The sequence below is a fragment of the Sphingobium sp. FW305-3-2-15-F-TSA7 genome, from assembly GCF_058787155.1.
The window spans coordinates 172,774-196,125 of the sequence record NZ_JBYSZM010000010.1 but is presented as its reverse complement, the minus strand read 5'-3'; the positions used below and the strand labels follow the sequence as shown (position 1 = coordinate 196,125).

The window sequence follows — 23,352 nt, the reverse complement described above, 5'->3', positions numbered from 1 at the left end:
GCAAGCCCCCACCCCGATCGACGCCCTGCTGGCGGAACGCTGGGTGGTCCGCGAAAAGGGATCGGGCACGCGCCAGACGCTCGACCGCGCGATGCATCCGTATAGCGACCGCTGGCGGATCGGCCTGGAGCTTCAGCAGGGCGAAGCGATCATCGAGACGGTCGCGGTGAGCGCGCTGATCGGCTGCGTATCGCATCTGGCGGTGCGCGGGGCGCTTGAGCTGGGGCGCGTGGTTCGGCTGGATGTACCGGAGCTAGACCTGCGGCGGCGGTTCTTCATCCTGTCACATCGGGAGAAGTATATTACGCCGGGGATTCGGGCGTTTCTGGGGATTTGTGGGGATATGGTGTCGCTTGAACACGGGAGGGAAGCAGAAGCCAACTCTTCGAGTAATTTGATCGTGAATTAAGGGTAAGCCGACCGTTCGGCGCGTGAGCGGATTACCCACCTGATACGCCGCCCGGCCGGGCGCCGCGTTCGAAATACGCGGTCCCGTCATCAGGCGAACGAAGGATGGAGCCGCGAGTGGGAATTGAACCCACATGCATTCGGGTTGCAACCGAAGCCAATGACCACTCTGGCATCGCGGCTTGGCACCGGCGGCGGGAGTCGAACCCACCAGCATCGTCCCTGAAAGGACCGTGCCGCGCCCACGCGAGCCGATGTGGTGCCAGAACATGGAATCGAACCATGGACCTCCGGGCTTCAACCGGAAGCTCTACCAACTGAGCTATTCTGGCGGTGACAATGGCTGGGATCGAACCAGCGACCTTGGCCTTATGAAGGCCCTGCTCTACCTCTAAGCTACACTGCCGATTTGCGCAGTGAAGCAACGAACATGTGCTTCAACAGCGCGAGCTGTTAAATCGACACATTCGTTGGAGGGAGCTTATCCGTCGCATGGCGGCCAGTTTGCCCATCGGCGCATCGAAGTCAATGTCCCGAACTACAGAACAACACTTTCTTCCAACTTCCCCATCACCCTTCCCGCGTCCCCAGCAGGAAATCCAGCGTCTCATAGACTTCCTTCATCGTCTGTTCGACGGGCAGGCCCAGGATGAGATTGAGCCATCCCGTGCCATATTCGATGGCATAGATCAGCTTCGCCATCCGGTCCGGCGGGAAAGGCAAGGTGAGTTCGCCGTTCTTCTCCAGCGTCTCGAATGTCGCGGCGAACATGGCCAGGCTTTTCCGGAGCTGGGTCACCAGTTCCTCGTTCAGGGCACTGGGGGGGAATCCCTCCGCGCTCAGACGCAGGCTGGCCGAGACCATCTGTTCGGGGGTGAGCGCGGTCTTGATCGGGATCGTTTCGAGGAAGGACCGGAACTCGCTCAACGTCTGCTGCGGTGCGGGCGAGACATAGGAGAATTCCCGGATCGCCGCGAGGATCAGTTCCTCCTTGTTGGCGAAGTGCAGGTAGATCGTCCCGCCGCTCAGCCCCGCTTGCTTGCGGATATCGTCGATCGAGGTCTTCTCCACGCCCTTTTCCGCGATGCAGGCGATCGCCGCTTCCAGGATGCGGCGGTTCTGGGCGGCCATATAGGCGGGGCTTCGCTTCGGCATGGCGCTTTATGCCGCGCGGCGCGGAGACCGCACAAGAAAAATGTAATCCAGATTCATTTTTATTGACGCCGCCGTGCCCCGGCCTCAAAAATGAATCAATAATCATTTTCGAATCGGCGAGGAGATCGCGGCGCCGGCACTCCCGGCCGAAACCCCGTTTTCATACCCCGTTCCCCTTCCCCACCGCATTTGCGGGCGGGGCACATAATCAAGCGTGGAGAGAAGAATGTCCGACATGAAACCGACCGCAAAACTCGATCCCGTGGCAATCGACGCGATCTTCGCTTCGGTGAACCAGAGCCAGTTGCCGGGTGTCGCGGTGGCGGTCGCGATCGACGGGGTTCCGGTCTATCGCAAGGGTTTCGGGCTGGCCAATATGGAGCTGCCCGTCGCGCTTTCCCCCACGATGCGGATGCGGATCGGCTCCACGTCCAAGCATTTCGCGTGCTTCGCCTATCTGCTGCTCTGCGAGGACGGACGCGCGGGGCTGGACGATACGGTCGGCACCTATTTCCCCGAATTCCACGACGTCGCGCGGCGCGTCACGATCCGGCAGTTGATGGGGCATGTCAGCGGACTGCGCGACGCCGTGACGCTGTGCATGATGGTGCACGGAACCGGCGTGGCGACCACCGAGCGGGAGATGCTCGCTTATTACGAGACGATCGACGATGTCGATTTCGCGCCCGAGACGAACTGGAGCTACAATAACGGCGCCTATGCGATCCTGAGTTCGGCGATCGAGCGGATCAGCGGCCAGAGCCTGGACGCGTTCCTGCAAGAGCGCGTCTTCAAGCCCGTCGGCATGCACGACACGATGATGCGGCGGTGGGACACCGACTTCGTGCCCAATAGCGCCACGCTGCACATGGTCGATGCGGGCGGCGGCTATACCAAGCAATATATGGGCATGGAGATCTCCGGCATGGGGGGCATGGTGTCGTCGATGGACGATATGCTCCGCTGGCTCCGCCATATGGACCGGCCGGTGGTCGGCTCGGCCGAGACCTGGCAGCTGATGAAGGCGCCGCGCGACCTGTCGAACGGCCGCAGCACCGGATATGGGCTGGGGCTGATCAGCGCACTGTATCGCGGCGTGCCGACGATCGCGCATAGCGGCGGCGTGATGGGCGGCAATTCGCAGATGATCAAGGTGCCCGGCGCCGGGCTCGACATCTCGGTCGCCGCCAATCGCGCCGACGTCAATTCGGTCGAGCTCGCCAACAGGATCATCGACGCCTGTGTCGAGGGGCTGGAGCCGATCGGTGCGGCGGAAGCGGGCGAAAAGCGGACCGGATTGTTCCGCTCCAGCCGGACCGGACGCGTGGTCGAGCTGCTGGACGTGGAGGACAAGCCCTTCGTCTCGGTCGACGCGGCAATGCCCTTTCCCCTCACGTCCGACGGCAATGGCGGTTTCACGCTCGCCCCGCCGGTCGACTTCATCAAATGGGGTGTGGCGCCTTCGGAAACCGGCCTGCAATTCAGCGATTTCGGCAATGAGGACGAGCTGGACGAGGTTCAGCGGGATGCGGAAGCGAAGATCGGCGCCTTTGCCGGCGTCTATCGTTCCGCCCCTTTCGATGCGGCCGCCGAAGTCTCCGACGGGCCGGACGGCGCGCGGCTGCGGCTGACCGGACGGCATGGCAGCCATGGCTATAAGCTCGAGCCGCTGACCGCCACGATCTGGAAGGCATCCAGCCTGGGAGTGTTCTCCGCGATCGGGTTCGCCGTCACCTTCGATCCCGAAAGCGCTGGGCTGGTGATCAACGCCAATCGCGCGGTCGGGCTTCGCTTCGCGCGAAGTTGAGCCCGACAGCGCGAAGGATCAAGCCAGATTGAGCGCGAAGATCGCCTTCAGCCGGTCGATCGGGACGGCCTCGTCATAGACCTCCGCGTCCGGAGGCAGGCCGATCCAGGCGGGTTTGCGCTTCACCCACATATGGACGACGGGCACGACATCGGCGCTGTCGTCGAGCGTGCCCGTCCGCAGGATGGCGAGGCCCGGGCGGCCTTCATTGGTGCTGTGGATCCGCGTCTTGCATGTGGCGCAGACGAAATGCGTCGTCCGGGTGCGTTCGCCGTTGATCCGCGACCAGCCCTCCAGCGCGCCTTCGATCGCGAAGCGCGACAGGGGGACGACGGCATGGAGCGAGCCGGTGCTGCCCGTCATCGTCTGGCAGTCGAGGCAATGGCAGGCATAGCTCGCCGGCAGCGCCGCGAAATCGAGGACATAGCGGCACGCGCCGCAACGGCATCCGCCAGCAAACGACATCGGACATACATCTCCGTTCCAGGCCATTGCTCTGGCCATCCTTCGACAAGGGCTTAGCCGAAATTACGGCGCCAGTGCATATCGTCGCCATAATATCGGTTACGAAGCGTCAGCGACGCAATGAACTCGGAGCGCGGCGATAAGTCTGCTGAAAGGCGGCGTTGAACGATCGCAGGCTGCCAAAACCCGAAAGATAGGCGATTTCCGTCATCGGCAGACTGGTCTGGTCGATCAGCCGCTTTGCACGCTGGATGCGGGCGGTGCGGCCCACGGCGGTCGGCGTGGTATCGAGATATTTCCGGAAAAGCCGCGCCAATTGGCGCGAACCGATGCCGAGCCTGTCGGCGAGATCGTCGACGCCATGCCGGTCGAGGGCCCCTTCCTCTATGAGCCGCAGCGCGCGCGTGACGGTGGCGCGCGAACCGCTCCATGCCGGCGAATTGGGCGCAGTCTCCGGACGGCATCGCAGGCAGGGCCTGAAGCCCGCATCTTCGGCCGCCGCGGCGCTGGGAAAATAACGGACATTCCGGCTCAGCGGCTGACGCACCGGGCAGACCGGGCGGCAATAGATGCGCGTCGAGGTCACGCCGATGAAGATGACGCCGTCGAATGCGGGATCGCGCGCATAGCGGACGCGTTCGCAATCCTCGAAATTCGGCATGGCGATTTCGGCGGCGGTCATTCGCCAGTCCATACCGCCGATCGCGCACGATGTCGCCGACCGGCCGATGACGAGGTCCGTTTTTTGCCAGCGCGCCGGGATCGGCATGCCTATGCCGGTGCCGACGAACGCAATGAGGAGTTCCCGACATGCCCGCCATCCATCACCAGATTCTCATCGACGTGCCGGCTGAAACCGTTTGGGATGCGGCTGAGGATGTCGGAGCGCTCCATAGCCGGCTCGTGCCCGGTTTCGTCGTCGCTACCGAAATGCTGGAAGGCGTACGATACCCGACGCGGCGGGTGACCTTTGCCAATGGCGCGGTCGCCGACGAGATCATCGTCGACAATGATCGCGCGCGACGCCGGCTTGCCTGGAGCGTTCAGGGCGTCGATCACCATAATGGCGTCCTGACGGTGACCGAGACGGACAGCGGCTCGCTCGTGACCTGGACGGCGGACGTGCTTCCCACAGAACTGGCCGAGCGGATCTCTCCGATGATGGCTGCCGGCCTTTCGGCAATGAAGAGCCATCTGGAGAACGCCAGGGCCTCGTGATGCCCGGAATGTCCGGGGCTTCCGGACCGGCGCGATGGTCGAGCGAAGGCGGTTTCCTCTATTCCGGGACTCATGTTAGCCTTCCACGCCGGTTGTGGCTCATCGCATCACCAAGGGGGTCGGGTGTATGAGACGGTTCTGGAAAGCCTTTGCCATATGCGGCGCGGGGCTCGTCCTTGCGAGCGTCTCGTCCGAGCCGCGCATCTCGCCCGCCACATTGGCCGCGCTCGATCCCAGCCGCCTTGCCGAATTGATCTGCAGTTCGAGGAAGATGGGCAATGCCCTGGCAAACGAACTGCTCATCGCGGCGGCGGTGGCCGCGCCGGCGAGCCGGTCCCGGCCGATCCCGCTCTATCCCGATCTCGCGACATCGCCGTTCCGCGTGACGTCGGGCGCGCCCGGAGCGCAACGCTATTTCAGCCAGGGCCTGCTGCTCTCCTATGGCTTCAACCATGCGGGCGCGGTGCGATCGTTCCGCGAGGCGCAGCGCCTCGATCCGGGCTGCGCAATGTGCTGGTGGGGAGAGGCCGTGGCGCTCGGCCCCAATATCAACGCGCCGATGGACGAGCGCGACCGGGCGGCCGCGATGGCCGCGATGGACCGGGCGATGGGGCTGCGCGATCGCGCATCCCCACGCGAAAGGGCGCTGATCGAGGCGGTGGCGCTGCGTTATTCCCGCGACGCGACGGCCGACCGCGCGGCGCTCGACGCGGCCTATGCCGATGCGATGATCGCCGTCGCGCGCCGCTTTCCCGACGATAACGACATCGCGGTGCTGGCCGCCGAGGCGGCGATGAACACCACGCCGTGGAATTACTGGGAGGCCGACAAGCGCACGCCGATCGGCCGCAGCGGCGAGGCGGTGCGCCTGGTCGAAACCGTGCTTCGCCGCGCGCCCAACCATGCGCAGGCGGCGCATCTCCAAATCCATCTGCTCGAGGCCAGCGATCCCAAACGGGCCGAAGCGGCGGCGGACCGGCTGGCGGCGCCGCTCGCGCCCAGCGCGGGGCATCTCGTCCATATGCCGGGCCATATCTATGCGCTGCGCGGGCGCTATGCGGATTCGATCCGCGTGAACATCGCGGCGGCGCGGGCGGACGAGGCGTTCATCCGCGACACCGACGACCGGAGCCTGGTGCGGTACGGCTATTATCCGCACAATATCCATTTCATCGTGGCCTCGGCGCAACTGGCGGGCGACATGGGAACGGCAATCCGCGAAGCGCGGCGCCTGCGCACGGTGCTCGATCCGGCAACGTCGGCCAAGATCGCCTGGATCCAGGCGATCGACGCGGCGCCCTATCTCGCACTGGCGCAGTTCGCAGAGCCGAAGGCGATCCTGGCCGCGCCCGCGCCCGATCCGCGCCTGCCCTATCCCACCGCGATGCGGCATTATGCGCGCGCCGTCGCTTATGCCCGGCTGCGCGACAAGGCGGGTTTCGACCGCGAGCTGGCGGCGATGGCCAGGCTCAAGGCATCGAACGCCTTTGCCGACATGGTCGCGCAGGGCGTGCCGGCGCCCGACCTGCTGGCGCTGGCGGAAGCGGTGGCACGCGGCCGCTTCGCCGCGGCAGGCGGGCGCCATCGCGAGGCGGCGAACCATTATGCCCGCGCCATCGCGATCGAGGGGCGCATTCCCTATCAGGAGCCGCCCTATTGGTATTATCCGGTCAACCAGTCGCTGGGCGCCGCCCTGTTCCAGGACGGGCGATATGGCGAGGCGGCCCAGGCGTTCCGCGCCGCGCTCGCCCAGTCGCCCAATAATGGCTGGGCGCTTTACGGCCTGATGCGCAGCGAAGCCGCGCAGGGCCACGCCCCCGAAGCCGCGGCGGCGCGGCAGGCGCTGGCGAAGGCATGGCTGGGGGATCGAAACTGGCTGCGCATGGATCGGCTTTGATGCGGCGCGGCGCCATAGCCGAAGCTCGCTGATCTGCCCCCGGTCTTACATCCTGCCCATCCGCTCCTAGATAGACCGCGATGACAAAGCTTCTCCTGGCGGGTGCCACAGGTCTGGTCGGCGGCGACGCGTTGAAGCTGTTGCTGGCGGATGCGCGCGTGACGCAGATCGTCGCGCCGACGCGCAGGCCGCTGCCCCCGCACCCGAAGCTTCTGAACCCGATCATCGACAGCAACGACCTGCAGCTCGAAGCCGGCTGGTGGGCGGTCGACGGCGCGATATGCGCATTGGGGACGACGCGCGCGCAGGCGGGATCGGCCGCCGCTTTCCGCGCCATCGACCATGACTATGCGCTGGCCGTCGCGACGCAGGTCCGCAAGGGCGGCGCCGTCCGCTTCGCCCTGACATCCTCCATGGGTGCGGATGCGCGATCGCGCCTCCTCTACCCCCGAACCAAGGGCGAACTCGAAGACGCCGTCGGCCGGCTGGATTTTCGATCGCTGACGATCGTCCGCCCCGGATTCATCGGTGGAGATCGCAGCGAGCATCGCCCGGTGGAACGGATCGTCGGCACGATCCTGCGCGCGGTCGCGCCGATCCTTCCGGCCGGTGCCCGCATCAGCCCGGCATCGACGATCGCGGCCTTTCTGGTCGAGGCGGCGATCGATGGCGGCGCGGGAAAGCACCTGGTCAGCGCCGCGGATATCGCGATCGCGGCCGACCGGGGCCGCGCCTGATGGCGGCACGCAATCCCTATCATCAAGGGCCCGTCACCGATCATTTCGACGGCACCCGCTTCTTCAATCCCGGCGAGCCGGAAACCGATCGGACGCTGAGCGAATTGCTGCGCTGGAAGCGCACGGCGCCGAACAATCCATGGCCAGGCTCGGTGCCGGTGACGCCGGTCGTCCCCGATGCGCGGGTCGAGGGGCTTCGCGTCACGATGATCGGCCACGCCACCTTGCTGATCCAGATCGCCGGTCTCAACATCCTCACCGACCCGGTCTGGTCGGACCGCGCCAGCCCGCTCTCCTTTGCCGGGCCCAGGCGGATCACGGCGCCCGGCGTCGCGCTTGTCGATCTGCCGCCGATCGACGCGATCCTGCTGTCGCACAATCATTACGACCATCTCGACATTGCGACCTTGCGGGCGCTGCACGATCGGCACGCGCCCCTGATCGTCACGCCGCTGGGCAACGATGCCATCGTGCATCGCCATATCCCGGCCGCCCGGATCGATGCGGGCGACTGGGGCGATCAATTCGCGATCGGCCCCGAAGCGGAGGTACATATCGTGCCCGCCACCCATTGGTCGTCGCGCGGCATGCGGGACCGGCGCATGGCATTATGGGGCGGTTTCATGCTGCGGGCCGCGGGCAAGCTCGTCTATTTCGCGGGCGACACCGGCTATGGCACCGGCAGGATATTTCGGGAGATGCGCACCCGCTTCGGCCCCGTCGACCTCGCGCTGCTGCCGATCGGCGCCTATGATCCACGCTGGTTCATGGCGGCACAGCATACCGATCCCGAAGAGGCGATACGGATCATGCTCGATCTCGATGCGCGCGCGGCCCTGGGCATGCATTGGGGCAGTTTCAAGCTGACCGACGAGCCATGGGAAGATCCCGCGCTTCGTCTTGCCGCCGGACTGAAGGCACAAGGCATCGATCCGGCCACCTTCCCTGCCCTGCGCCCGGCCGACGTCGTGGAGATCGGCTGAACGGGCGGGACTGTCCGGCGCGTTTGCCGCTGGTTTAGATCGCCGCGGCTCGGCACATGGAGGGCGATGCCCTGGTTCCCCTTGTTTCGCAGCCGCTTGCATTGGCACCATTTCGCGCGTCGGCGGTTCATGGTCCGATCGATGCGGAGCACAGAGCCATGGACGATGACAAGGACCGTATCGTCGCCGTCGGTTTGCTGACCCAGGCGGACCTGACCCTTTTGGGCCCGACGTTCGCGCGGGTGTACAAGATCGATGAGACGCCGTGTTTCGGTGACCTGCTCCGCGCGATCGATCTGGCCGATCGGGAGGCCCGGACGAGACACGTCCCTATGGCAGAGTAGGTCGATGGACCCATTTGACTGGAAATCGCTCCAGGGCCTGATCGCTTGAGATGGAAGCGCTACGCGCTTCCGCCGATGGCGTGAATCAGGCCCTATTCAAATGGTTGAGACCAAGATTCACACTTCAGATTGTTTCAATCTGAAGTGATCTTGGTCTAGGGTCCAGACCCTAGATTCCCCAGCGCATCCCCTTCCGCGTCGAGGCCTGTTTTTCCAGCACGTAGATGCGCGCCTCGTAAGCGGCGGCAAGCTCGAGATGCACCTGTTTCGCCGACGGACAATCCGCATATTCCGCCAAACGGTGCTCCTGCTTCGCACGCCGTCTCAGATACTGGATTTCGTGTTGGTCGGACAAGGTTCCCCCGAACCCCACCCGAAATCCAATAAGACCAATGAGTTCCGAAGTCGACCCCAAAGCGATCGCTGTTAGAATGATAGAGATGCACCTCACGCAGATGCAGCGGCAGCCAACGATCCGTTGAGGGCAATCAAGGCCTGTCGCGCCGGGCGACCCGCGTGTCGGATCGGGCCGGGACGCGCTTCGCGCCCGTCCCGCGCATCGCCACCACCGCTTTCCGGTAAAGCGCGCGGAGTTGTTGCCGCATCGCTCTCGCGATGTCGTAATCCTCCTCGATCACCGCCAGCCCCGCGCAGGTCTCGATATCGCCATAGTGGCGGGCATCGCGATCGCAGCGCGCGATCCAGGCGGCGCGGTTCGCCATTGCCCGCCGGTGGAGCGCGCGGGCTTCGCCGCACACCGTTTCCGCCCCGTCGGTGCAGCCCTGCGCGAGCGCGAGATAGGCGAGGTAATCCGCCATCTCCGCTTCCCGGGGTGAGCCGCCGCGCGTGTCCCGGATTGCCCGGGCCAGGAAATGGCAGCCCTCCGGATCGATCATCAGCGCGTCCCCCTGCGGGAAGCAGGCGCGCGTCAGCAGATCGCGCGCCGCGCCGGGATCGCGTTCGGCCCCGGTTCCGGTGAGCGCCATCCAGCCCAGATATTTGCAGGCATAGGGGGCCTGGCCAGGATCGTCGCCGTCGCACACGCGGCCCAGACGTTGTCGCGCGCGGGCATAATCGCGCAATTGCCGGTTGTGCAGATAGAGCTTGCCCGCCTCGTAGCAGCCGGCGGTGATCAGCCCCGCGTCACACGATTTGTCATGATGCTCCAGCGCGCCGCGCAGATCGCCGCCGCGCGCGGCGCTGACGCCGCTGCTCCAGCAGCTGTCGACATTGGACTCCGCCTTGCACGGGGGAGATTGGCCGGCGGGCGGCGGATATTCGATCGGATAATTGGGAAAGGTCACGCCGTCGGAGTCCTTTTCCCGCCCGATCGCGCGCATGCCCGCCAACAGCCGGTCATGAACGCGCGCGATCGTATCGGGGCGGCATGACAGCGTGGCGAGCGTCCTGCCCGCGCGGCTGACGGTCAACAGCCCGAAGCGGTGAAAGGCCGAACGGTCGGGTTCCAGCCCGTCGCGAAAGCCGGCGGCGAAGCGATAGGCGGTGTCACCGTTGATGAAGGTCGCGATCTCATCGATCGTATCGCCCGGCCCGTCCTTGCGCCGGTAATCGAGATCGGCGAGCGGACTGGCCAATGTCAGTTCCGGCGGCTGCCCCGGCCGGCCATAGCGATAGATGGCGCGCGTGCCCGCGATCGATATCGATGCCGTCCGGTCCTGGCCCGTGATCCGGCAGCTCAGCACCGCGTCCTCGCCCGTCCGGGGCGCGGCGGCGGCCGTCGCCGCCCAGAGCGCGAGCAGGACCGCGCCGAAAACACCCGACAATCGGCCCATCACCTGTTCGTCGTCCCGCCGGTGTCCTGTGCCGGATCGCCAGCGCGCGCGATCGCCAGCGCCTTCACCGCCTCCCCGGCGGATTCGGTCTTCGGATCCAGTTCCAGCGTGCGTTCCAGCAATGCGATCGCGCGGGCGATGTCGCGTTCGCGGCCATTGCCGGTCTGATAGGCGCGGCCGAGCGAGAAGCAGCTTTCGGCCTCCCCCATGCCGCACGCCTTGTCGAACAGGCCCAGCGCGCGCTGGCGGTCCTTGCCGGTGCCGCGCCCGTCATCCACCATCATGCCAAGATTGCCGCACGCATTGGCGTCGTCCGCCGCACAGGACCGTTCGAACAGCGCGACGGCGCGCCGGGGATCGCGCGCGACGCCCAGCGCGTCGCGATAATGCACGCCCAGATTGTAGCAGCCATGCTGATCACCGGCGTCGCACGCCTGTTTGAACAGTCGCGCCGCGCGCCGGTGATCGCGCTTCACGCCCTTTCCCAGCGAATAGGACGCGCCGAGATTGGCGCATCCGGCGGTGTCGCCCAGGTCGCATGCCTGTTGGAACAATCGGGCAGCGCGGGCGACATCCTCCGCCACGCCCTCCCCGCCGATATAGGCGAGGCCAAGATTGGAGCAGCCCGTCGCTTCCCCGCCGTCACAGGCCTTGGCATAATAGGATGCCGCCCGATCGAACGACTGTTCCGCGCCACGCCCCGCGCCGTGAAGATAGCCGGCCATCGTGCAGCCCGCCATGTCGCCGAGCTGGCAGGCCCGGGCGAACAGCGCCACCCCCCGCGCCGCGTCCGCCGGAACCCCGTCGCCGTCGAGATGGATATGCCCGAGCCGCGTGCAGGCATCGCCGTCACCCGCCTCGCAACGCGGCGTCAGTGCGTCGACCGGCGCATCGACCGGCGTGGCGCCTTCGGCAGGGCTATCCTCCGGCACGGCATCCCCGGGCGGTTCGTCCACCGGCGGATCGGCGACGGCCGCATCCTCGGCCGCAGGCTCCAGCGTTTCGACGGCCTGCGCATCTTCGGCCTGCGCTTCCACGGCCAGGGGCTCGACGGGCTGGGCTTCGACGGGCTGGGACTCGACGGTTTGTGGCTCCACGCTCCGCGTTGCCGTGATCCGCGCGTCCTGCGCATAGGCTGGACAGCCAAGGCCCGGACACAATGCCATCGCCGACCACAAAGCGAGGCGAAAACGCGACGAAGACCGATTCTGATGTTTCAAGGGCAATCCGCGAGCAACGACAACAACTTGGCCCGCCCCTTAGCGCGCGATGCCGGGCTCCGCCACCATCGCCGCCTCAGGCCAGCGCGCCCCGGCCCTCGTCGCGCATCAGCAGCGCACGGACCAGAAAGAGGACCGCGCCGATCGCGATCGCGGCATCGGCGATGTTGAAGACCAGGAAGGGCCGGAAATCGCCGAAATGAAGGTCGGCAAAATCGACGACATGGCCGAAACGCACGCGATCGACGATATTGCCGAGCGCGCCGCCCAGCACCAGCGCCAGCCCCGCCACATCGGCGCCGCGCTTCTCCCGCCACATCCATAGCGCCACGCCCAGGCTCATCAGGCCGGTAAGCGCGACCAGCGTCCAGCGCATCGCTTCGCTGTCCGCGCTCAGGAAGCCCATCGAGACGCCTTCATTCTCGACATAGGTCAAGTTGAAGAAGGGCAGGATCTCCAGCGACTTGCCATGTCCGTCCACGCCCAGCGGACCGGTGACGACATATTTGACGAGCTGGTCGACGACGAAGATCGCCAGCGCCACGATCAGGCCAAGGCGGCGGCGGGCAGGAAGGGTTTCGTTCATGGCCACTCCATACCGCGCTTTTGGCGAACGCGGAACGGGCGCCACCCGCCAGCCTATCGGCCAGTCATCTCCGCCAGCCAGTCGCCGATCGCCTGCAACGCTTCGAGGCAATGGTCTGGGTGAGCTTGGCATATTCGGTGATGGCGCCGGTTTCGGATTCCTGGATGAGGTGGTTGAGCCCGGGCATTTCCATCACCCTGGCTCTTGGATTGCTCGCCAGCGCGGCCTTGTCTGGCCCGATATTCCGCGACGCGATCGCCTGAACATCCTTGCCGCCCATCAGCGCGAGAACCGGGATGTTGAGCGCGCGCAGATCCTGTTGGGTCACGGTGCGCGGGTGAGCGAGGAATAGCGATTGGTGCGCCTCGGTGCGCATGCGCGCCGAAGAACAAACGAATACAGTCCCTATTCCAAGATTTATCGCCTATTCCGTCGCGATCGGGTGCCGCAGGCCAAGCAGCCGAACGAATCAACCGCGATTGAATTTCATGGCCGCAACTTTATCGCGACTTACTCGTTTTGGCGGCCCCGATGCCACGTCCATCCGAGAGCTATCGGGTAACAGGCGATCGACATCGGTTCACCGCAATATGCGCTCCAATTACCCGGACCACCCCTCGGCGCTGCAAGGCTGTTCATCTGCGCGAAAGGTTCGGCTGAACACCCAAGCGGCGCCGACATTCAGGGGCAGCCGAAACGTCGTGAATTTTTTTTGAAGCGTGATGGAGAGGAATCCGAAATCCGGGCGTTATCGCAAGCTCGGCGGTCGGACGAGAAGCTGCGATCACGCAGGCTGCGGCCGTTCGAGTTTAAAGGAGTAGCGCAATGAATTTCACTTCCAAAAGTCCACGAGCCCTGTTGCTCATCGCCATGCTCGCCGGGCCGGCAACCGCCAGCCTGGCCCTGCAACCGCAGGATCCGCCAGAAGCCGAACTCTCGACAAGCGTCGCGGTCGATCCCGCCGGCGCCACCATGGCCAAGGGGCCGGTGGTCGAAGGCATCATCTCCGCGCGCAGCACGGACAGGATCCAGATCACCGCCGCGGACGGCACCAATACCCTCATCGCCGTCAATGACGAAACCCGGATCAAGTCGCGCGGCGGCTTTCTGGGCCTCAACAGCAGCAAGCTGGCCTCGGCGCAGCTGGTCAACGGCCTGCCCGTCACCGTCAAGACGCTGCAATCGGGCGACAGCCTGATGGCGAGCCAGATCGACCTGAAGAACAAGGATCTGCGCACCGTCGCGATGATCCATGGCGGCACCGATCAGCGCTTCGCCGAACAGACCGCCGCCACCGAGGCGCTGCGCGGCCGCGTCGGCGATATCGGCGAATATAACATCAAGGGCACGACCAACGTGAACTTCGACACGGGCAAGGCCGTGCTCACCGCCCAGGCGAAGAACGATCTCTGCGCCACGGCGACCCAGGCCGAAGGCACGAAGAACGCGTTGCTGCTGGTCGTCGGTTACACCGATTCCACGGGCAGCGAGGAACTGAACCAGACGCTCAGCGAAAAGCGCGCCGCCCGCGTCGTCAACTATCTCCAGCAGGCCTGCGGCTGGAAACCCTATCGCATGCTGACCCCCACCGGCATGTCCGAAGCGGATCCATTGGCGGACAACGAAACCGCCGAAGGCAAATATCAGAACCGCCGCGTCGCGGTGAACATCCTGGTCAGCAAGGGCCTGGATGGCATTTGACACGGCACGGGATGGGCGGCGCCCATCCCGGTTTTTTTGGGCAAGGTAAGCCGAGGGCCGGCGCGACGCGCGATCATGATGCGCGACACGAAAGCCGCCCCCGCCCGATCAGGCGGCAATGGCGGCCAATCCATCATTTTCCGCTCAACGCCTTGCGAGCCGACCGCGCCAGCGCGCAGTTTCTGCCAGTCACAGCACATTCCCGCTCAAGCATCTCCACGACCTTGAGCTGTTCCTGCTGAACATATTCGTCGTTGCGGATATCCGGTGAGAACATGCTTCTTCCGACCGGCGGAGCGGCCGTGCGATCGGGACGGCGGACCTCGCCGGAACCGGGCAGAACAAGCTGAGCGGCGCGCGGAACGGCAAGCCCGATCGCGATGCCCGCGATCAGGCAAGTCCCCGCGATGATGACTGTTCTCAGGCGGCGGCGTGGATGCATCATGACCGGTTCCCAGTCTTGCTCGGGCCAGACTATCACCATGAATAGCTGCCACCATATTTTCAGATTTCGTAACGATTTCAGCAATGCCTCTCATTTCGACATTGCGCCTTCATTGCGGTCGTAGCGTCGAGGCTTTGGAATCCCGAAGCCGGGAATCATTCGAATAATCGCCCCCTCACCGCGCGCCCGGCCGCCCCTCTATGCTGCCGATCGACAAGCGACGCTTGCGCTTGTTGGAGGGTGGCGTCCCCGGCGCCCCCGGCTTTCGCTTGCGTTTCCAGTGATGGGGGATTGTGGGCGGCAGTTCCTTGCCCCGGCGTCTGGTGAGGTGCACGGTGATCGCCATCGGCAGGTTGAGCGCGAACAGCGCGGCGAAGCATATGCCACGAATCTCCCCCGCGCCGTACCAGCCAAAGGCGATCGCCAGGATCGCGGGTGAGAGGACCAGGGCGGCGAACCACAGCCGCAGCTGATAGGCGAAGCCGGGCTTCTCACCGCGTTCCAGCCCGTTGCGCGCGAACCATCGCGAGAAGCGATAGCCCAGCCCGGTCCCTGCCATCGCCAGCGCGACATACAGGATATGGAGCAGGATCACGCCTTCGACACGCATGGCATCGGCGTATCGGCGGCGCCCGCGTATGGCAACAGCCTGCCCCTCCCCACCCGCGCGCCCTCTTGCGGATACGAATTGTATAATTCATGTATACTATCAGCGGATATCACAGGGGGCGAAGATCGGGGCGATGCGATACTGGATGGGCCTGTTGACCGCCGCCGCGCTGGCCGCCCTCGCGTCGGCCCCCGCCATCGCCCACGCGCAGGCCGAAACGCCCGCATCCGAGCCAGTCCGCGTCATCCTCGATACCGATATGTGGGGCGATATCGATGATGTGCTGGCGCTGGCGATGCTCCATGCGCTGCAGGATCGCGGAGAGGCGCGGCTGCTGGCCGTGACGAGTTCGACCGACGATGCCTCCACCGCCGCCTTCATCGATGCGCTCAACACTTTTTACGGCCACCCCGCCATTCCCGTCGGGCTGGTGCGCGGCGGCGTGACGGCAAAGCAGACCGCCGCGCGCTTTCCGTTCCTGAACGCCGTCACCCCCTATACCGAGGCGCTGACGCGCGCGGCGAAGGCGGACGGATCGCCGCTGTTCCCGCACGGGCTGAAGGATGGAAGCGCCGCGCCTGACGCGGTTGCGCTGCTCCGCCGCACGCTCGCCGCCCAGCCCGATGGCAGCGTCGTCATCATCCAGATCGGCTTCGCCACCAATATGGCGCGACTGCTGGAAAGCCGGGGCGACGCGGCCAGCCCGCTTGACGGGGCGAGCCTGGTCCGGCGCAAGGTGCGGCTGCTGTCGGTGATGGCGGGCGGCTATGCCGATGCGCAGGGCCGCCCGCTCGCCAAAAGCGCGCCCGAATATAATCTGGAGCTGGACGTGCCCGCCGCCCGCGCGCTGTTCGCCGCATGGCCGACGCCGCTGGTCGCCAGCGGGTTCGAGGTCGGCGTATCGATGCGGATCGATGGCCGCGCGGTCGATCGCCTCTATGGCCATGCCGCGGCGCATCCGGTGCTGATGACCTATCATCATGTCGATCCCATCTATCGCACCATCCGCAAGACCGCGCCGGGCGCGCTGCACGATCACGCGACCTTCGATCTCACATCCGTGCTTTACGCGGTCCGCCCCGATGACGGCTATTTCACCCTGTCCGCGCCGGGGCGGATCAGCGTGGCGGCGGACGGATCGAGCCGCTTCACGGCGCCGCCGGGCGGCACGCACCGCTATCTGACGATCGACGACATGATGCGCGCCCGCGCGCTGGAGGCGATGACCCTGCTCGCCAGCCAGCCGCCCGCGCGCGCCGAACCGGGGGAGGACGCGCGATGATGGAGATCGACCGCCGAGGCCTGTTCGCCGTCGCGGGCGGCGCGATCGCCGCCCCATCCGCGCTGGCGGCGGGCGCGGCCGATGCAGCATCCACCCCCGCAACGGCGCCGGCGCCGCACCGCCGCACCGGCGCGCAGCTGCACCGCATCGCCTTTCCGCTGGGCGGCATGGGCGCGGGCATGATCTGCCTGGAGGGCGCGGGCGCGCTCACCAACGCATCGCTGCGGCATGAACCCGATATCGGCACGGAAGCGCCGATCTTCGCCGCGATCTCGGTAAAGGGCACGGGCTTCGCGCGCGTGCTGGAAGGGCCGGTGCCGCCGCACAAGCGCTTCCCTTCCTTCTCGGTGGATGCCGATGCCGCGATCCGATCGCTCTGGGGCCTGCCGCGGTTCCGCGACGCCGCCTTCGAGTCCGCCTTTCCCTTCGCGGAGATCGCGCTGACGGAAGAGGACAGTCCGTTCGAGGTCACCATCACCGGCTGGAGCCCATTCGAGCCGGGCGCGGAGGATGATGCCAGCCTGCCCGTCGCCGGGCTGGAATATCGCTTCGTCAACCGCACCGCACGGCCGGTGGAGGCGGTTTTCTCCATGCACGCGGCCAATCTGATGGCGGGAGAGAAGAACGGCCGCATCCGCCCGCTGGAGGGTGGCTTCATCCTGGAGGGCGCGATCGACGATCGCCCCTGGACGGCGGGCGCCTTCGCCATCGCGACCGACGATGCAGCCGCGCAGGTGAACCACGCGTGGTTCCGGGGCTTCGCTTGGCGCCACATCGTGTGGAAGGATGTGGCGGAAGGCGCCTGTTACAGCCGCCCGCCGCTTCCCGATGATGCGGGGGAGCCCACGCCCGGCGCCACATTGTTCGTGCCCTTCACCCTCGCCCCCGGCGCGGAAAAGCTGATCCGCGTGCGCATGGGCTGGTATGTGCCGCGCTCCAATATCCGGCTGGCCGGCGGCGGATCGCCCGATTTCGACTGGCGGATACGGCATGCCGGCGCGCCGCCGCCCGAGGATGGCCCCTGCTATGTGCCCTGGTATGCCAGCCGCCATGCCGGGATAGAGGTGGTGATGGCAGACTGGCGCGATCGTTACCAGTCGCTGCGCGCCGCGTCCGACCGGTTCAGCCGCGCGCTCTTCGCCTCCACCCTGCCGGCGGAGGTGATGGACGCGGTGGCCGCCAATCTCTCCATCCTCAAATCCCCCACCGTGCTGCGTCAGGCGGACGGGCGTTTCTGGGCGTGGGAAGGATCGCGCGATCATGTCGGCTCGTGCGAGGGATCGTGCACCCATGTCTGGAACTATGCGCAGGCGTTGCCGCATCTGTTCCCCCGGCTGGAACGGACCTTGCGCGAAACCGAATTCGGCCCCTGCCAGGATGAACAGGGCCATCAGGCGTTTCGCGCCGCATTGCCGATCCGCCCCGCGCCGCACGATTTCGTCGCCGCCGCCGACGGGCAGCTTGGCGGCATCATGAAAGTGTATCGGGACTGGCGGATCAGCGGCGACACCGGCTGGCTGCGCGGCATCTGGCCCAGGGTACGTGCCAGCCTGGATTATTGCATCCGCGCCTGGGATCCGCGCGGGCGCGGCTGGATAGAGGAGCCGCACCACAACACCTATGACAGCGAACTCTGGGGGCCGGACGGGATGTGCACCAGCATCTATCTGGGCGCGTTGCGCGCGGCGATGCTGATGGGCGATGCGCTGGGCAGCGACACGCGCGGCTATGCGGCGCTGCTGGCGCGCGGCACCCGGCGGCTGGAACGCGATCTGTTCAACGGCGTGTATTTCATCCAGAAAATCTCATTGGACGGGCTGAACGCCAAATATCCCGACGATTTCGGCAAGGGCGGCTTCACCGTCACGCTCCAGCCGGAGGAACTCGCCATCGCCGCGCGCGAAGGCCCGGCCAACCAATATGGCACCGGCTGCCTGGCCGATGGCGTGATCGGCGCGTGGATGGCCTGGGCCTGCGGGCTGGAAACGCCGATGGATACGGCCAAGATCGCCAGCCATCTGGGCGCGGTGCACCATCACAATTTCCGCCGCGATCTCACCAATCATGCGGACCCCACCTATAGCAGCGCGCGCGCCACCTATGCGCTGGGGAATGAAGCCGGGCTGCTGCTGTGCACATGGCCAAAGGGCGATACGCTCTCCCTCCCCTTCCCCTATGCGACCGAGATCTGGACGGGTGTGGAATATCAGGTGGCGTCGCACCTGATCGCACTGGGGGAAATGGAAAAGGGGCTGGAGATCGTCCGCGCCGCCCGCGCCCGTTATGACGGCCGCACGCGCAACCCGTTCAGCGAGGTGGAAGCCGGCCATTTCTACGCCCGTGCGCTTTCATCCTATGCGCTGCTCCAGGCGCTGAGCGGCGCGCGCTACGACGCGGTGGAGAAAGTGCTGCACCTCCACCCCCGCATCAAGGGAGACTTCCGCGCCTTCCTCTCGACCGCGACCGGATACGGAACGGTGGGTGTGAAGGGCGGTCGGCCCTTTGTGGAAGTGGCTGCGGGCACGATTCCGTACAAAAGGATCGACTATCGCGCCGCTTGAGGGGGATTGGCGCCACGCAGCAGATTCAGCCTTTGCGGCGATACATGATCAGCGCGACGATGCATGATCCATACACCCCCGTCAGAATGGCAAGGTCGCGCAGGCTGCGCCACCTCACCTCCGCCATGAAGGACGCCATATCGCTGTCAGCCGCCGGGTGAACCAGCGCATTGCCCCAAAGTCGCCCCCATATCGCCAGCGCGTAAAGCGCCGTGATGATCAGGGCGAACAGGAGCTTCCGGCGGCTCATGGGCGACAGGCTACCACCTCCGGCAATGTCCGCAACCGGCGCGGCAGGAATAATCCCGCGATACCCAAACCCATCACTCCAGCGAAAGCTGGAGTCCATAGGGTGCGTCCGGCGCCGTTGCGGCCCGGCAATCGCATAGGCTCCAGCTTTCGCTGGAGCGACCGCAAGTGATGGCTCCCCGCCATCCCCAAAGTCTTCCACCGCCCTACCCAAATCGAACCGTTTGCGGTGATCATGGCTTCTGTTATCCAATCATGGAGCAATCGCGCGAAAATCAGGCGAGGGCTGAACCATGTCGCGAATGATCATGGCGCTTTTATTGGCCGCACTGCCTCTGCCGGCGGCTGCCCAGTCGCTGACCAGCGAGCAGGCCATGGAGAATTTCCGCGCGAAAACCATGCAGCCGCCTCGCTGCACCAATAGCAGCGATCCCGAAGACATCACCGTCTGCGGCCGCCGCAATCAGGGCACGTACCGGCTGCCGCTGACGGAGCCGACGCCCGGCGAGCGCATCCGGGGCGAAGCCGTCTCGGCGCTCACGGTGGCCGAAACCCGCGACACATGTTCGGCCGTCGGCCGGAATCAAAGCTGCGGCGGAGGCCTGCCGATCATGGGAATGGTGATGTTGCTCGCCAAGATCGTGGAGAAGAAGATCCTGAACCCGGACGATTGATGCGCCGACAGGTGCGAGAATCCCAAAATCCGCCCTTTATCCACCAGCAAATAAAGGGGGCTTCACCTGTCGCGGTGATCCCAGTTCCTGGGGCATGGCAGGCTTCATACACAGTGACGAAGTTATCGGGTGATCATCGCCGGTCCGCAGCCTCGCCACGATGCAAGAAGCGGTGCGCAAGCAGGAACAATGCAATCCTTTCGGGTTCACAACGGTGACGACACGCCGTGTTCATTCGGTCTCGTCCAACTGCGCCCGCAATATCGGAAAGGAACTATTGGATGATCTTCAAGCACAAGGCCGCTGGACTATTGATCGGTCTTGCCGCCGCACTTTCGGCGAGTGGCGCTTATGCGGGCACCGGCCCGAACCCCGTTGCGAAGCGCGCGGCCGCGCTGGCGACGCACCATTGGGATCTCGTCGAATGGAGTGGGAAGGCCCTTCCCCAGGGCAAGCCGCTGCGGCTCGATTTCGATGCCGCGACCGGGCGCTTCTCCACCGAGACAGGATGCAATCGCGCGGCCGGCACCTATACGGTGAAGGGCAGTTCGCTTCGCCTTGGTAACCGGAAGGGCGGTTTCGCCAGCACCTTGATGGCATGTCCCGAGCCCGCAATGACGATGGAGCGCGCCTATGTCGACAGCCTGTCGGCCGTGACGCGCTACGGCATCACCGGCGACACGCTTGTCCTGCGGACGGCGAAAGGCGTGAAGCTCACCTATCGGGCGGCACACAAGCCGGCAGCCGACGCGCCGCGCAAGTTCATCTATGTGTCAGTGGAGACCAAGCCCTGCACCGGGGTCGCGCCGATGACCTGCCTGCAGGTCCGCGGCAAGGAAAGCGATCCCTGGACGCTGCATTATGGCGGGATCGTCGATTTCGAGCCCCAGCCCGGCATCGAGTACCGGCTGCGCATCATCGAGGAGAAAGTGGACAATCCCCCGGCCGACGCCTCCTCCATCCGCTGGACACTGGATCAGGTCATCGAACAGCGCGTGGTCAATCCATAAAGCGGCGGCACTGCTTCAGTCGTCACCGATCGAACGGATGGCCTGCGCCGGATTTCCGCCGACAAGCGTGTTGGCGGGAACGTCCCGGGTGACGACCGATCCCGCGGCGACAACCGAGTTTTCGCCGATCGTCACCCCGCCGATGACGGTTGCGCCGGCTGCGATCCAGACGTTCCTTTCGATGACGATGGGGTTTCCGATCGTGACGGCGCGGCGCTGCGACGGGTCGAGGGGGTGGCCAGTCGTGATGAGGTTCACGTTCGGGCCGATCAGCACGTCGTCGGCGATGTCGAGGCCGCCGAGATCGTAGAAGGTGCAATTCTGATTGATGAAGACGTTGCGCCCGACACTGATCTCGCGTCCGCCGGCGGTGTAGAATGGCGGGAGCAGCAGGACGCTCTTGTCCACGGCCTTGCCGATGAGTTCGCCGAACAGCGCCCGGACTTCGTCGGCATCGTCGAAGGTCAGACGGTTGAGTTTGGCGGTGATCGCCATCGCCCGTCTGGTATCCGCCACCATCGCCGCCGATTCCGCCGTTTTCGCATGAATTGTCCTGATGCGATCGGTGTTCGGCATTCACTTGTTTCCTCGGCTTGCGGCTGGCGAGCGTTTCGGCGCACGCGGGCGGCGCCGGGATTCGCCGGGCATAGCCGCAAAGCGGGAGAGCTGGAATCCATCCCCGACCTTTACGCGGCCGGGCTTTTCCCGCGCGCTGCTCCGGGAGCCGCAACGACAAAGCTCCTGCCGTCGGCCAGCCATGCCAGGCGCTCGTCGCGCAGCGCGGTTCGGCGGACCTTGCCCGCCTCGTCGCGCAGGGGCGTATCGACCAGCTCATAGCTTTCCGGGCATTTATAGCCCGTCAGCCGATCACGAAGGAACGCGTCGATCGCGGCCGGCGCCAGATCGCCGGTCCGCTGGACGATCGCATGGACACGCGCGCCATAATCCTCGCAGGGCAATCCCAGCACCACGGCGTCGCTTATCGCGAGATGTTCCAGCAGCGCGGCTTCGACTTCGGCCGGATAGATATTTGCGCCGCCGCGGATGATCAGATCGGTCCGCCGATCGGAGAGATAGAGATAACCGTCCTCGTCGAGATAACCGAGATCACCGAGCGACATGCGGCCTTCGCCGTCCAGCCGGGTTTCGGCGCCGATATAGTGGAAATGGCCGGCCGCTTCGGCGGCGAAGAAGATCTCGCCGACTTCGCCGGCGCCGCACGCCTCGCCATGTTCGTTGCGGATGCTCAGCACCTCGGGCGATGCCCTGCCCACCGATCCCGGCTTGCGCAGCCATTCCTCCCCGGTGATGGCGACCGATGCGCCCTCGGTTCCCGCATAGATTTCGAAGATGCGCTCGGGGCCTAGCCAGTCGATCCAGGCCTGTTTCAGCCATGGTGGGCAGGCCGCGGCGAGATGGACGACCCGGCGAAGCGAGGACAGATCGTAGCGCGCCTTCACATCGGGCGGCAGCGCCCAGATGCGGTGCATCATCGTCGGCACCATGCAGACCCATTCCACCCGTTCGCGCTCGATCAGGCGGAGAGCCTCCTCGGGGTCGAACCGGTTCATCCCGACCACGCGCGTTCCGGCGAGCAAGGCGAGGTTTGCGAAGAGGAACGGCGCATTGTGATATAACGGGCCGGGATTGAGCATAACGCCGCCGATCGGCATCCCGACCAATGCGCATATCCCCTGCAGCCGTTCATCGTAGCGCGCCGCGCCATGATCGACGATCAGCTTCGGCCGGCCGGTCGACCCGCCGCTCGTCACCGCCTTCCAATGGACCGCGGCCAGATCGGGCGGCAGCTCGACAGGTGCGTCGTCGCGTGCGGGCGCGATCTGCATCACGCCATCGATCGGCTCTCCGCCGTCGCGGATCAGGATGCGCGGCCGGGCGAGTGCGACGATCTGGGCCAGTTCGCGGCCGGGCAATCTGGTCGGGAGGATGCACGGCGTCGCCCCTGCCCGCCATGCGGCGAAGCTGCTGACATGATGTTCGATGCCATTGGGCAGCGCCACCGCGACAAGATCGTCGGGTGTCACGCCCAGTTCGATCAGCCGCCGGGCGCGGGCCGCGCTGAACAGCTCGAGTTCGGCCCAGCTCAATGCCTGGCCGGGATAGGTGATCGCAAGATCCGCGGCGGACGCGCCGCCGGCATGTGCAGCCAGGATTCGGCCAAAGCTGTCGGTCATCAATTACTCTTC

At 65.7% G+C, this 23,352-nt stretch carries 25 protein-coding genes and 3 tRNA genes; 12 read left to right on the top strand and 16 right to left on the bottom strand.

The features are described 5' to 3' along the window. On the top strand, nucleotides 1-409 hold a 409-nt coding region (locus AC3WN8_RS10440; RefSeq protein WP_492669342.1), incomplete at its 5' end, for a LysR substrate-binding domain-containing protein. A 105-nt stretch (nucleotides 410-514) separates the two neighbouring features. Here AC3WN8_RS10440 and AC3WN8_RS10435 read toward each other — a convergent pair. The 4 genes from AC3WN8_RS10435 to AC3WN8_RS10420 form a co-directional block, all read right to left on the bottom strand. Next, nucleotides 515-590: transfer RNA gene (locus tag AC3WN8_RS10435), tRNA-Cys, on the bottom strand. A gap of 75 nt (nucleotides 591-665) precedes the next feature. After that, nucleotides 666-740 (bottom strand) — tRNA-Phe (locus tag AC3WN8_RS10430). Between the two features lie 2 nt (nucleotides 741-742). Next, nucleotides 743-814 (bottom strand) — tRNA-Met (locus AC3WN8_RS10425). A gap of 164 nt (nucleotides 815-978) precedes the next feature. Continuing rightward, on the bottom strand, nucleotides 979-1,563 hold the full coding sequence (locus AC3WN8_RS10420; RefSeq protein WP_492669341.1) for a TetR/AcrR family transcriptional regulator: 585 nt from the start codon (nucleotides 1,561-1,563) through the stop codon (nucleotides 979-981). A 226-nt stretch (nucleotides 1,564-1,789) separates the two neighbouring features. Between AC3WN8_RS10420 and AC3WN8_RS10415 the strand changes: the two genes are divergently transcribed. Beyond that, a complete protein-coding gene (locus AC3WN8_RS10415) occupies nucleotides 1,790-3,370 on the top strand; it encodes a serine hydrolase domain-containing protein (RefSeq protein ID WP_492669340.1) in 1,581 nt (526 codons plus the stop codon). A gap of 18 nt (nucleotides 3,371-3,388) precedes the next feature. On the opposite strand, the gene AC3WN8_RS10410 is transcribed toward AC3WN8_RS10415, so the two are convergent. Further along, nucleotides 3,389-3,835 (bottom strand): GFA family protein, encoded by a 447-nt coding sequence (locus tag AC3WN8_RS10410; protein WP_492669339.1) that lies wholly within the window; start codon nucleotides 3,833-3,835, stop codon nucleotides 3,389-3,391. 109 nt (nucleotides 3,836-3,944) lie between these two features. Continuing rightward, nucleotides 3,945-4,517: a bifunctional transcriptional activator/DNA repair enzyme AdaA gene (locus AC3WN8_RS10405; protein WP_492669338.1), complete on the bottom strand. Its 573-nt coding sequence runs from the start codon at nucleotides 4,515-4,517 to the stop codon at nucleotides 3,945-3,947. Between the two features lie 128 nt (nucleotides 4,518-4,645). Between AC3WN8_RS10405 and AC3WN8_RS10400 the strand changes: the two genes are divergently transcribed. From AC3WN8_RS10400 to AC3WN8_RS10380, 5 genes are all read left to right on the top strand, one after another. Then, a complete protein-coding gene (locus AC3WN8_RS10400) occupies nucleotides 4,646-5,053 on the top strand; it encodes an SRPBCC family protein (RefSeq protein ID WP_492669337.1) in 408 nt (135 codons plus the stop codon). Nucleotides 5,054-5,180: 127 nt separating this feature from the next. Beyond that, nucleotides 5,181-6,950, top strand: coding sequence for a tetratricopeptide repeat protein (locus AC3WN8_RS10395; protein ID WP_492669336.1), 1,770 nt, complete (start codon nucleotides 5,181-5,183; stop codon nucleotides 6,948-6,950). A gap of 80 nt (nucleotides 6,951-7,030) precedes the next feature. Next, the gene (locus AC3WN8_RS10390) at nucleotides 7,031-7,687 is read left to right on the top strand and encodes a Rossmann-fold NAD(P)-binding domain-containing protein (protein ID WP_492669335.1); all 657 of its coding nucleotides are present in this window, start codon (nucleotides 7,031-7,033) and stop codon (nucleotides 7,685-7,687) included. Continuing rightward, on the top strand, nucleotides 7,687-8,670 hold the full coding sequence (locus tag AC3WN8_RS10385) for an MBL fold metallo-hydrolase (RefSeq protein WP_492669334.1): 984 nt from the start codon (nucleotides 7,687-7,689) through the stop codon (nucleotides 8,668-8,670). The genes AC3WN8_RS10390 and AC3WN8_RS10385 overlap by 1 nt, the downstream gene beginning before the upstream one ends. 158 nt (nucleotides 8,671-8,828) lie before the next feature. Next, nucleotides 8,829-9,014, top strand: coding sequence for a hypothetical protein (locus AC3WN8_RS10380; protein ID WP_492669333.1), 186 nt, complete (start codon nucleotides 8,829-8,831; stop codon nucleotides 9,012-9,014). 169 nt (nucleotides 9,015-9,183) lie between these two features. Here AC3WN8_RS10380 and AC3WN8_RS10375 read toward each other — a convergent pair whose 3' ends face one another. The 5 genes from AC3WN8_RS10375 to AC3WN8_RS10355 all read right to left on the bottom strand — a co-directional run bounded on the left by AC3WN8_RS10375 (nucleotide 9,184) and on the right by AC3WN8_RS10355 (nucleotide 12,941). Beyond that, entirely contained in the window at nucleotides 9,184-9,312 is a 129-nt protein-coding gene (locus AC3WN8_RS10375; RefSeq protein WP_492669332.1) for a hypothetical protein, read from the bottom strand. A 190-nt stretch (nucleotides 9,313-9,502) separates the two neighbouring features. After that, the gene (locus tag AC3WN8_RS10370; RefSeq protein WP_492669331.1) at nucleotides 9,503-10,807 is read right to left on the bottom strand and encodes a tetratricopeptide repeat protein; all 1,305 of its coding nucleotides are present in this window, start codon (nucleotides 10,805-10,807) and stop codon (nucleotides 9,503-9,505) included. Next, nucleotides 10,807-11,904: a tetratricopeptide repeat protein gene (locus AC3WN8_RS10365; RefSeq protein WP_492669330.1), complete on the bottom strand. Its 1,098-nt coding sequence runs from the start codon at nucleotides 11,902-11,904 to the stop codon at nucleotides 10,807-10,809. The genes AC3WN8_RS10370 and AC3WN8_RS10365 overlap by 1 nt, the downstream gene beginning before the upstream one ends. A gap of 199 nt (nucleotides 11,905-12,103) precedes the next feature. Further along, nucleotides 12,104-12,613, bottom strand: a complete 510-nt coding sequence (lspA, locus tag AC3WN8_RS10360; RefSeq protein ID WP_492669329.1) for a signal peptidase II — start codon at nucleotides 12,611-12,613, stop codon at nucleotides 12,104-12,106. A gap of 64 nt (nucleotides 12,614-12,677) precedes the next feature. Continuing rightward, on the bottom strand, nucleotides 12,678-12,941 hold the full coding sequence (locus AC3WN8_RS10355; RefSeq protein WP_492669328.1) for a hypothetical protein: 264 nt from the start codon (nucleotides 12,939-12,941) through the stop codon (nucleotides 12,678-12,680). A gap of 497 nt (nucleotides 12,942-13,438) precedes the next feature. On the opposite strand from AC3WN8_RS10355, the gene AC3WN8_RS10350 reads away from it, so the two are divergent. Further along, a complete protein-coding gene (locus AC3WN8_RS10350) occupies nucleotides 13,439-14,314 on the top strand; it encodes an OmpA family protein (protein ID WP_492669327.1) in 876 nt (291 codons plus the stop codon). Between the two features lie 133 nt (nucleotides 14,315-14,447). Here the strand turns inward: AC3WN8_RS10350 and AC3WN8_RS10345 are convergent, their stop codons facing one another. Both AC3WN8_RS10345 and AC3WN8_RS10340 read right to left on the bottom strand, forming a co-directional pair. Continuing rightward, complete coding sequence (locus tag AC3WN8_RS10345) at nucleotides 14,448-14,843, bottom strand: hypothetical protein (protein WP_492669326.1); 396 nt, start codon at nucleotides 14,841-14,843, stop codon at nucleotides 14,448-14,450. A 91-nt stretch (nucleotides 14,844-14,934) separates the two neighbouring features. Beyond that, nucleotides 14,935-15,369, bottom strand: coding sequence for a hypothetical protein (locus tag AC3WN8_RS10340; protein ID WP_492669325.1), 435 nt, complete (start codon nucleotides 15,367-15,369; stop codon nucleotides 14,935-14,937). A 133-nt stretch (nucleotides 15,370-15,502) separates the two neighbouring features. Between AC3WN8_RS10340 and AC3WN8_RS10335 the strand changes: the two genes are divergently transcribed. Together AC3WN8_RS10335 and AC3WN8_RS10330 are read left to right on the top strand one after the other, a co-directional pair. Beyond that, on the top strand, nucleotides 15,503-16,651 hold the full coding sequence (locus tag AC3WN8_RS10335; protein ID WP_492669324.1) for a nucleoside hydrolase: 1,149 nt from the start codon (nucleotides 15,503-15,505) through the stop codon (nucleotides 16,649-16,651). Beyond that, a complete protein-coding gene (locus AC3WN8_RS10330; protein ID WP_492669323.1) occupies nucleotides 16,648-19,212 on the top strand; it encodes a GH116 family glycosyl hydrolase in 2,565 nt (854 codons plus the stop codon). The genes AC3WN8_RS10335 and AC3WN8_RS10330 overlap by 4 nt, the downstream gene beginning before the upstream one ends. 25 nt (nucleotides 19,213-19,237) lie before the next feature. Here the strand turns inward: AC3WN8_RS10330 and AC3WN8_RS10325 are convergent, their stop codons facing one another. Next, nucleotides 19,238-19,561 carry a hypothetical protein gene (locus AC3WN8_RS10325; RefSeq protein ID WP_492669322.1) on the bottom strand — a complete coding sequence of 108 codons (324 nt, stop codon included), beginning with the start codon at nucleotides 19,559-19,561 and terminating at the stop codon, nucleotides 19,238-19,240. 193 nt (nucleotides 19,562-19,754) lie between these two features. Here AC3WN8_RS10325 and AC3WN8_RS10320 point away from each other — a divergent pair, with 193 nt between their 5' ends. Both AC3WN8_RS10320 and AC3WN8_RS10315 read left to right on the top strand, forming a co-directional pair. Next, entirely contained in the window at nucleotides 19,755-20,135 is a 381-nt protein-coding gene (locus tag AC3WN8_RS10320; RefSeq protein WP_492669321.1) for a hypothetical protein, read from the top strand. Between the two features lie 281 nt (nucleotides 20,136-20,416). Then, entirely contained in the window at nucleotides 20,417-21,145 is a 729-nt protein-coding gene (locus AC3WN8_RS10315; RefSeq protein WP_492669320.1) for a DUF4377 domain-containing protein, read from the top strand. Between the two features lie 15 nt (nucleotides 21,146-21,160). Here the strand turns inward: AC3WN8_RS10315 and AC3WN8_RS10310 are convergent, their stop codons facing one another. Together AC3WN8_RS10310 and AC3WN8_RS10305 are read right to left on the bottom strand one after the other, a co-directional pair. Beyond that, complete coding sequence (locus AC3WN8_RS10310) at nucleotides 21,161-21,721, bottom strand: sugar O-acetyltransferase (RefSeq protein WP_492669319.1); 561 nt, start codon at nucleotides 21,719-21,721, stop codon at nucleotides 21,161-21,163. A 110-nt stretch (nucleotides 21,722-21,831) separates the two neighbouring features. Continuing rightward, entirely contained in the window at nucleotides 21,832-23,340 is a 1,509-nt protein-coding gene (locus tag AC3WN8_RS10305; RefSeq protein WP_492669318.1) for an AMP-binding protein, read from the bottom strand. Between the last annotated feature and the right edge of the window lie 12 nt (nucleotides 23,341-23,352).

Excerpts from the sequence above, each read along its gene's own strand:
- AC3WN8_RS10420 (WP_492669341.1), bottom strand. The coding sequence starts at position 1,563 with ATGCCGAAGCGAAGCCCCGCCTATATGGCCGCCCAGAACCGCCGCATC.
- AC3WN8_RS10415 (WP_492669340.1), top strand. The coding sequence starts at position 1,790 with ATGTCCGACATGAAACCGACCGCAAAACTCGATCCCGTGGCAATCGAC.
- AC3WN8_RS10410 (WP_492669339.1), bottom strand. The coding sequence starts at position 3,835 with ATGTCGTTTGCTGGCGGATGCCGTTGCGGCGCGTGCCGCTATGTCCTC.
- AC3WN8_RS10405 (WP_492669338.1), bottom strand. The coding sequence starts at position 4,517 with ATGACCGCCGCCGAAATCGCCATGCCGAATTTCGAGGATTGCGAACGC.
- AC3WN8_RS10400 (WP_492669337.1), top strand. The coding sequence starts at position 4,646 with ATGCCCGCCATCCATCACCAGATTCTCATCGACGTGCCGGCTGAAACC.
- AC3WN8_RS10395 (WP_492669336.1), top strand. The coding sequence starts at position 5,181 with ATGAGACGGTTCTGGAAAGCCTTTGCCATATGCGGCGCGGGGCTCGTC.
- AC3WN8_RS10390 (WP_492669335.1), top strand. The coding sequence starts at position 7,031 with ATGACAAAGCTTCTCCTGGCGGGTGCCACAGGTCTGGTCGGCGGCGAC.
- AC3WN8_RS10385 (WP_492669334.1), top strand. The coding sequence starts at position 7,687 with ATGGCGGCACGCAATCCCTATCATCAAGGGCCCGTCACCGATCATTTC.
- AC3WN8_RS10380 (WP_492669333.1), top strand. The coding sequence starts at position 8,829 with ATGGACGATGACAAGGACCGTATCGTCGCCGTCGGTTTGCTGACCCAG.
- AC3WN8_RS10370 (WP_492669331.1), bottom strand. The coding sequence starts at position 10,807 with ATGGGCCGATTGTCGGGTGTTTTCGGCGCGGTCCTGCTCGCGCTCTGG.
- lspA (WP_492669329.1), bottom strand. The coding sequence starts at position 12,613 with ATGAACGAAACCCTTCCTGCCCGCCGCCGCCTTGGCCTGATCGTGGCG.
- AC3WN8_RS10350 (WP_492669327.1), top strand. The coding sequence starts at position 13,439 with ATGAATTTCACTTCCAAAAGTCCACGAGCCCTGTTGCTCATCGCCATG.
- AC3WN8_RS10340 (WP_492669325.1), bottom strand. The coding sequence starts at position 15,369 with ATGCGTGTCGAAGGCGTGATCCTGCTCCATATCCTGTATGTCGCGCTG.
- AC3WN8_RS10335 (WP_492669324.1), top strand. The coding sequence starts at position 15,503 with ATGCGATACTGGATGGGCCTGTTGACCGCCGCCGCGCTGGCCGCCCTC.
- AC3WN8_RS10330 (WP_492669323.1), top strand. The coding sequence starts at position 16,648 with ATGATGGAGATCGACCGCCGAGGCCTGTTCGCCGTCGCGGGCGGCGCG.
- AC3WN8_RS10325 (WP_492669322.1), bottom strand. The coding sequence starts at position 19,561 with ATGGACTCCAGCTTTCGCTGGAGTGATGGGTTTGGGTATCGCGGGATT.
- AC3WN8_RS10320 (WP_492669321.1), top strand. The coding sequence starts at position 19,755 with ATGTCGCGAATGATCATGGCGCTTTTATTGGCCGCACTGCCTCTGCCG.
- AC3WN8_RS10315 (WP_492669320.1), top strand. The coding sequence starts at position 20,417 with ATGATCTTCAAGCACAAGGCCGCTGGACTATTGATCGGTCTTGCCGCC.
- AC3WN8_RS10310 (WP_492669319.1), bottom strand. The coding sequence starts at position 21,721 with ATGCCGAACACCGATCGCATCAGGACAATTCATGCGAAAACGGCGGAA.
- AC3WN8_RS10305 (WP_492669318.1), bottom strand. The coding sequence starts at position 23,340 with ATGACCGACAGCTTTGGCCGAATCCTGGCTGCACATGCCGGCGGCGCG.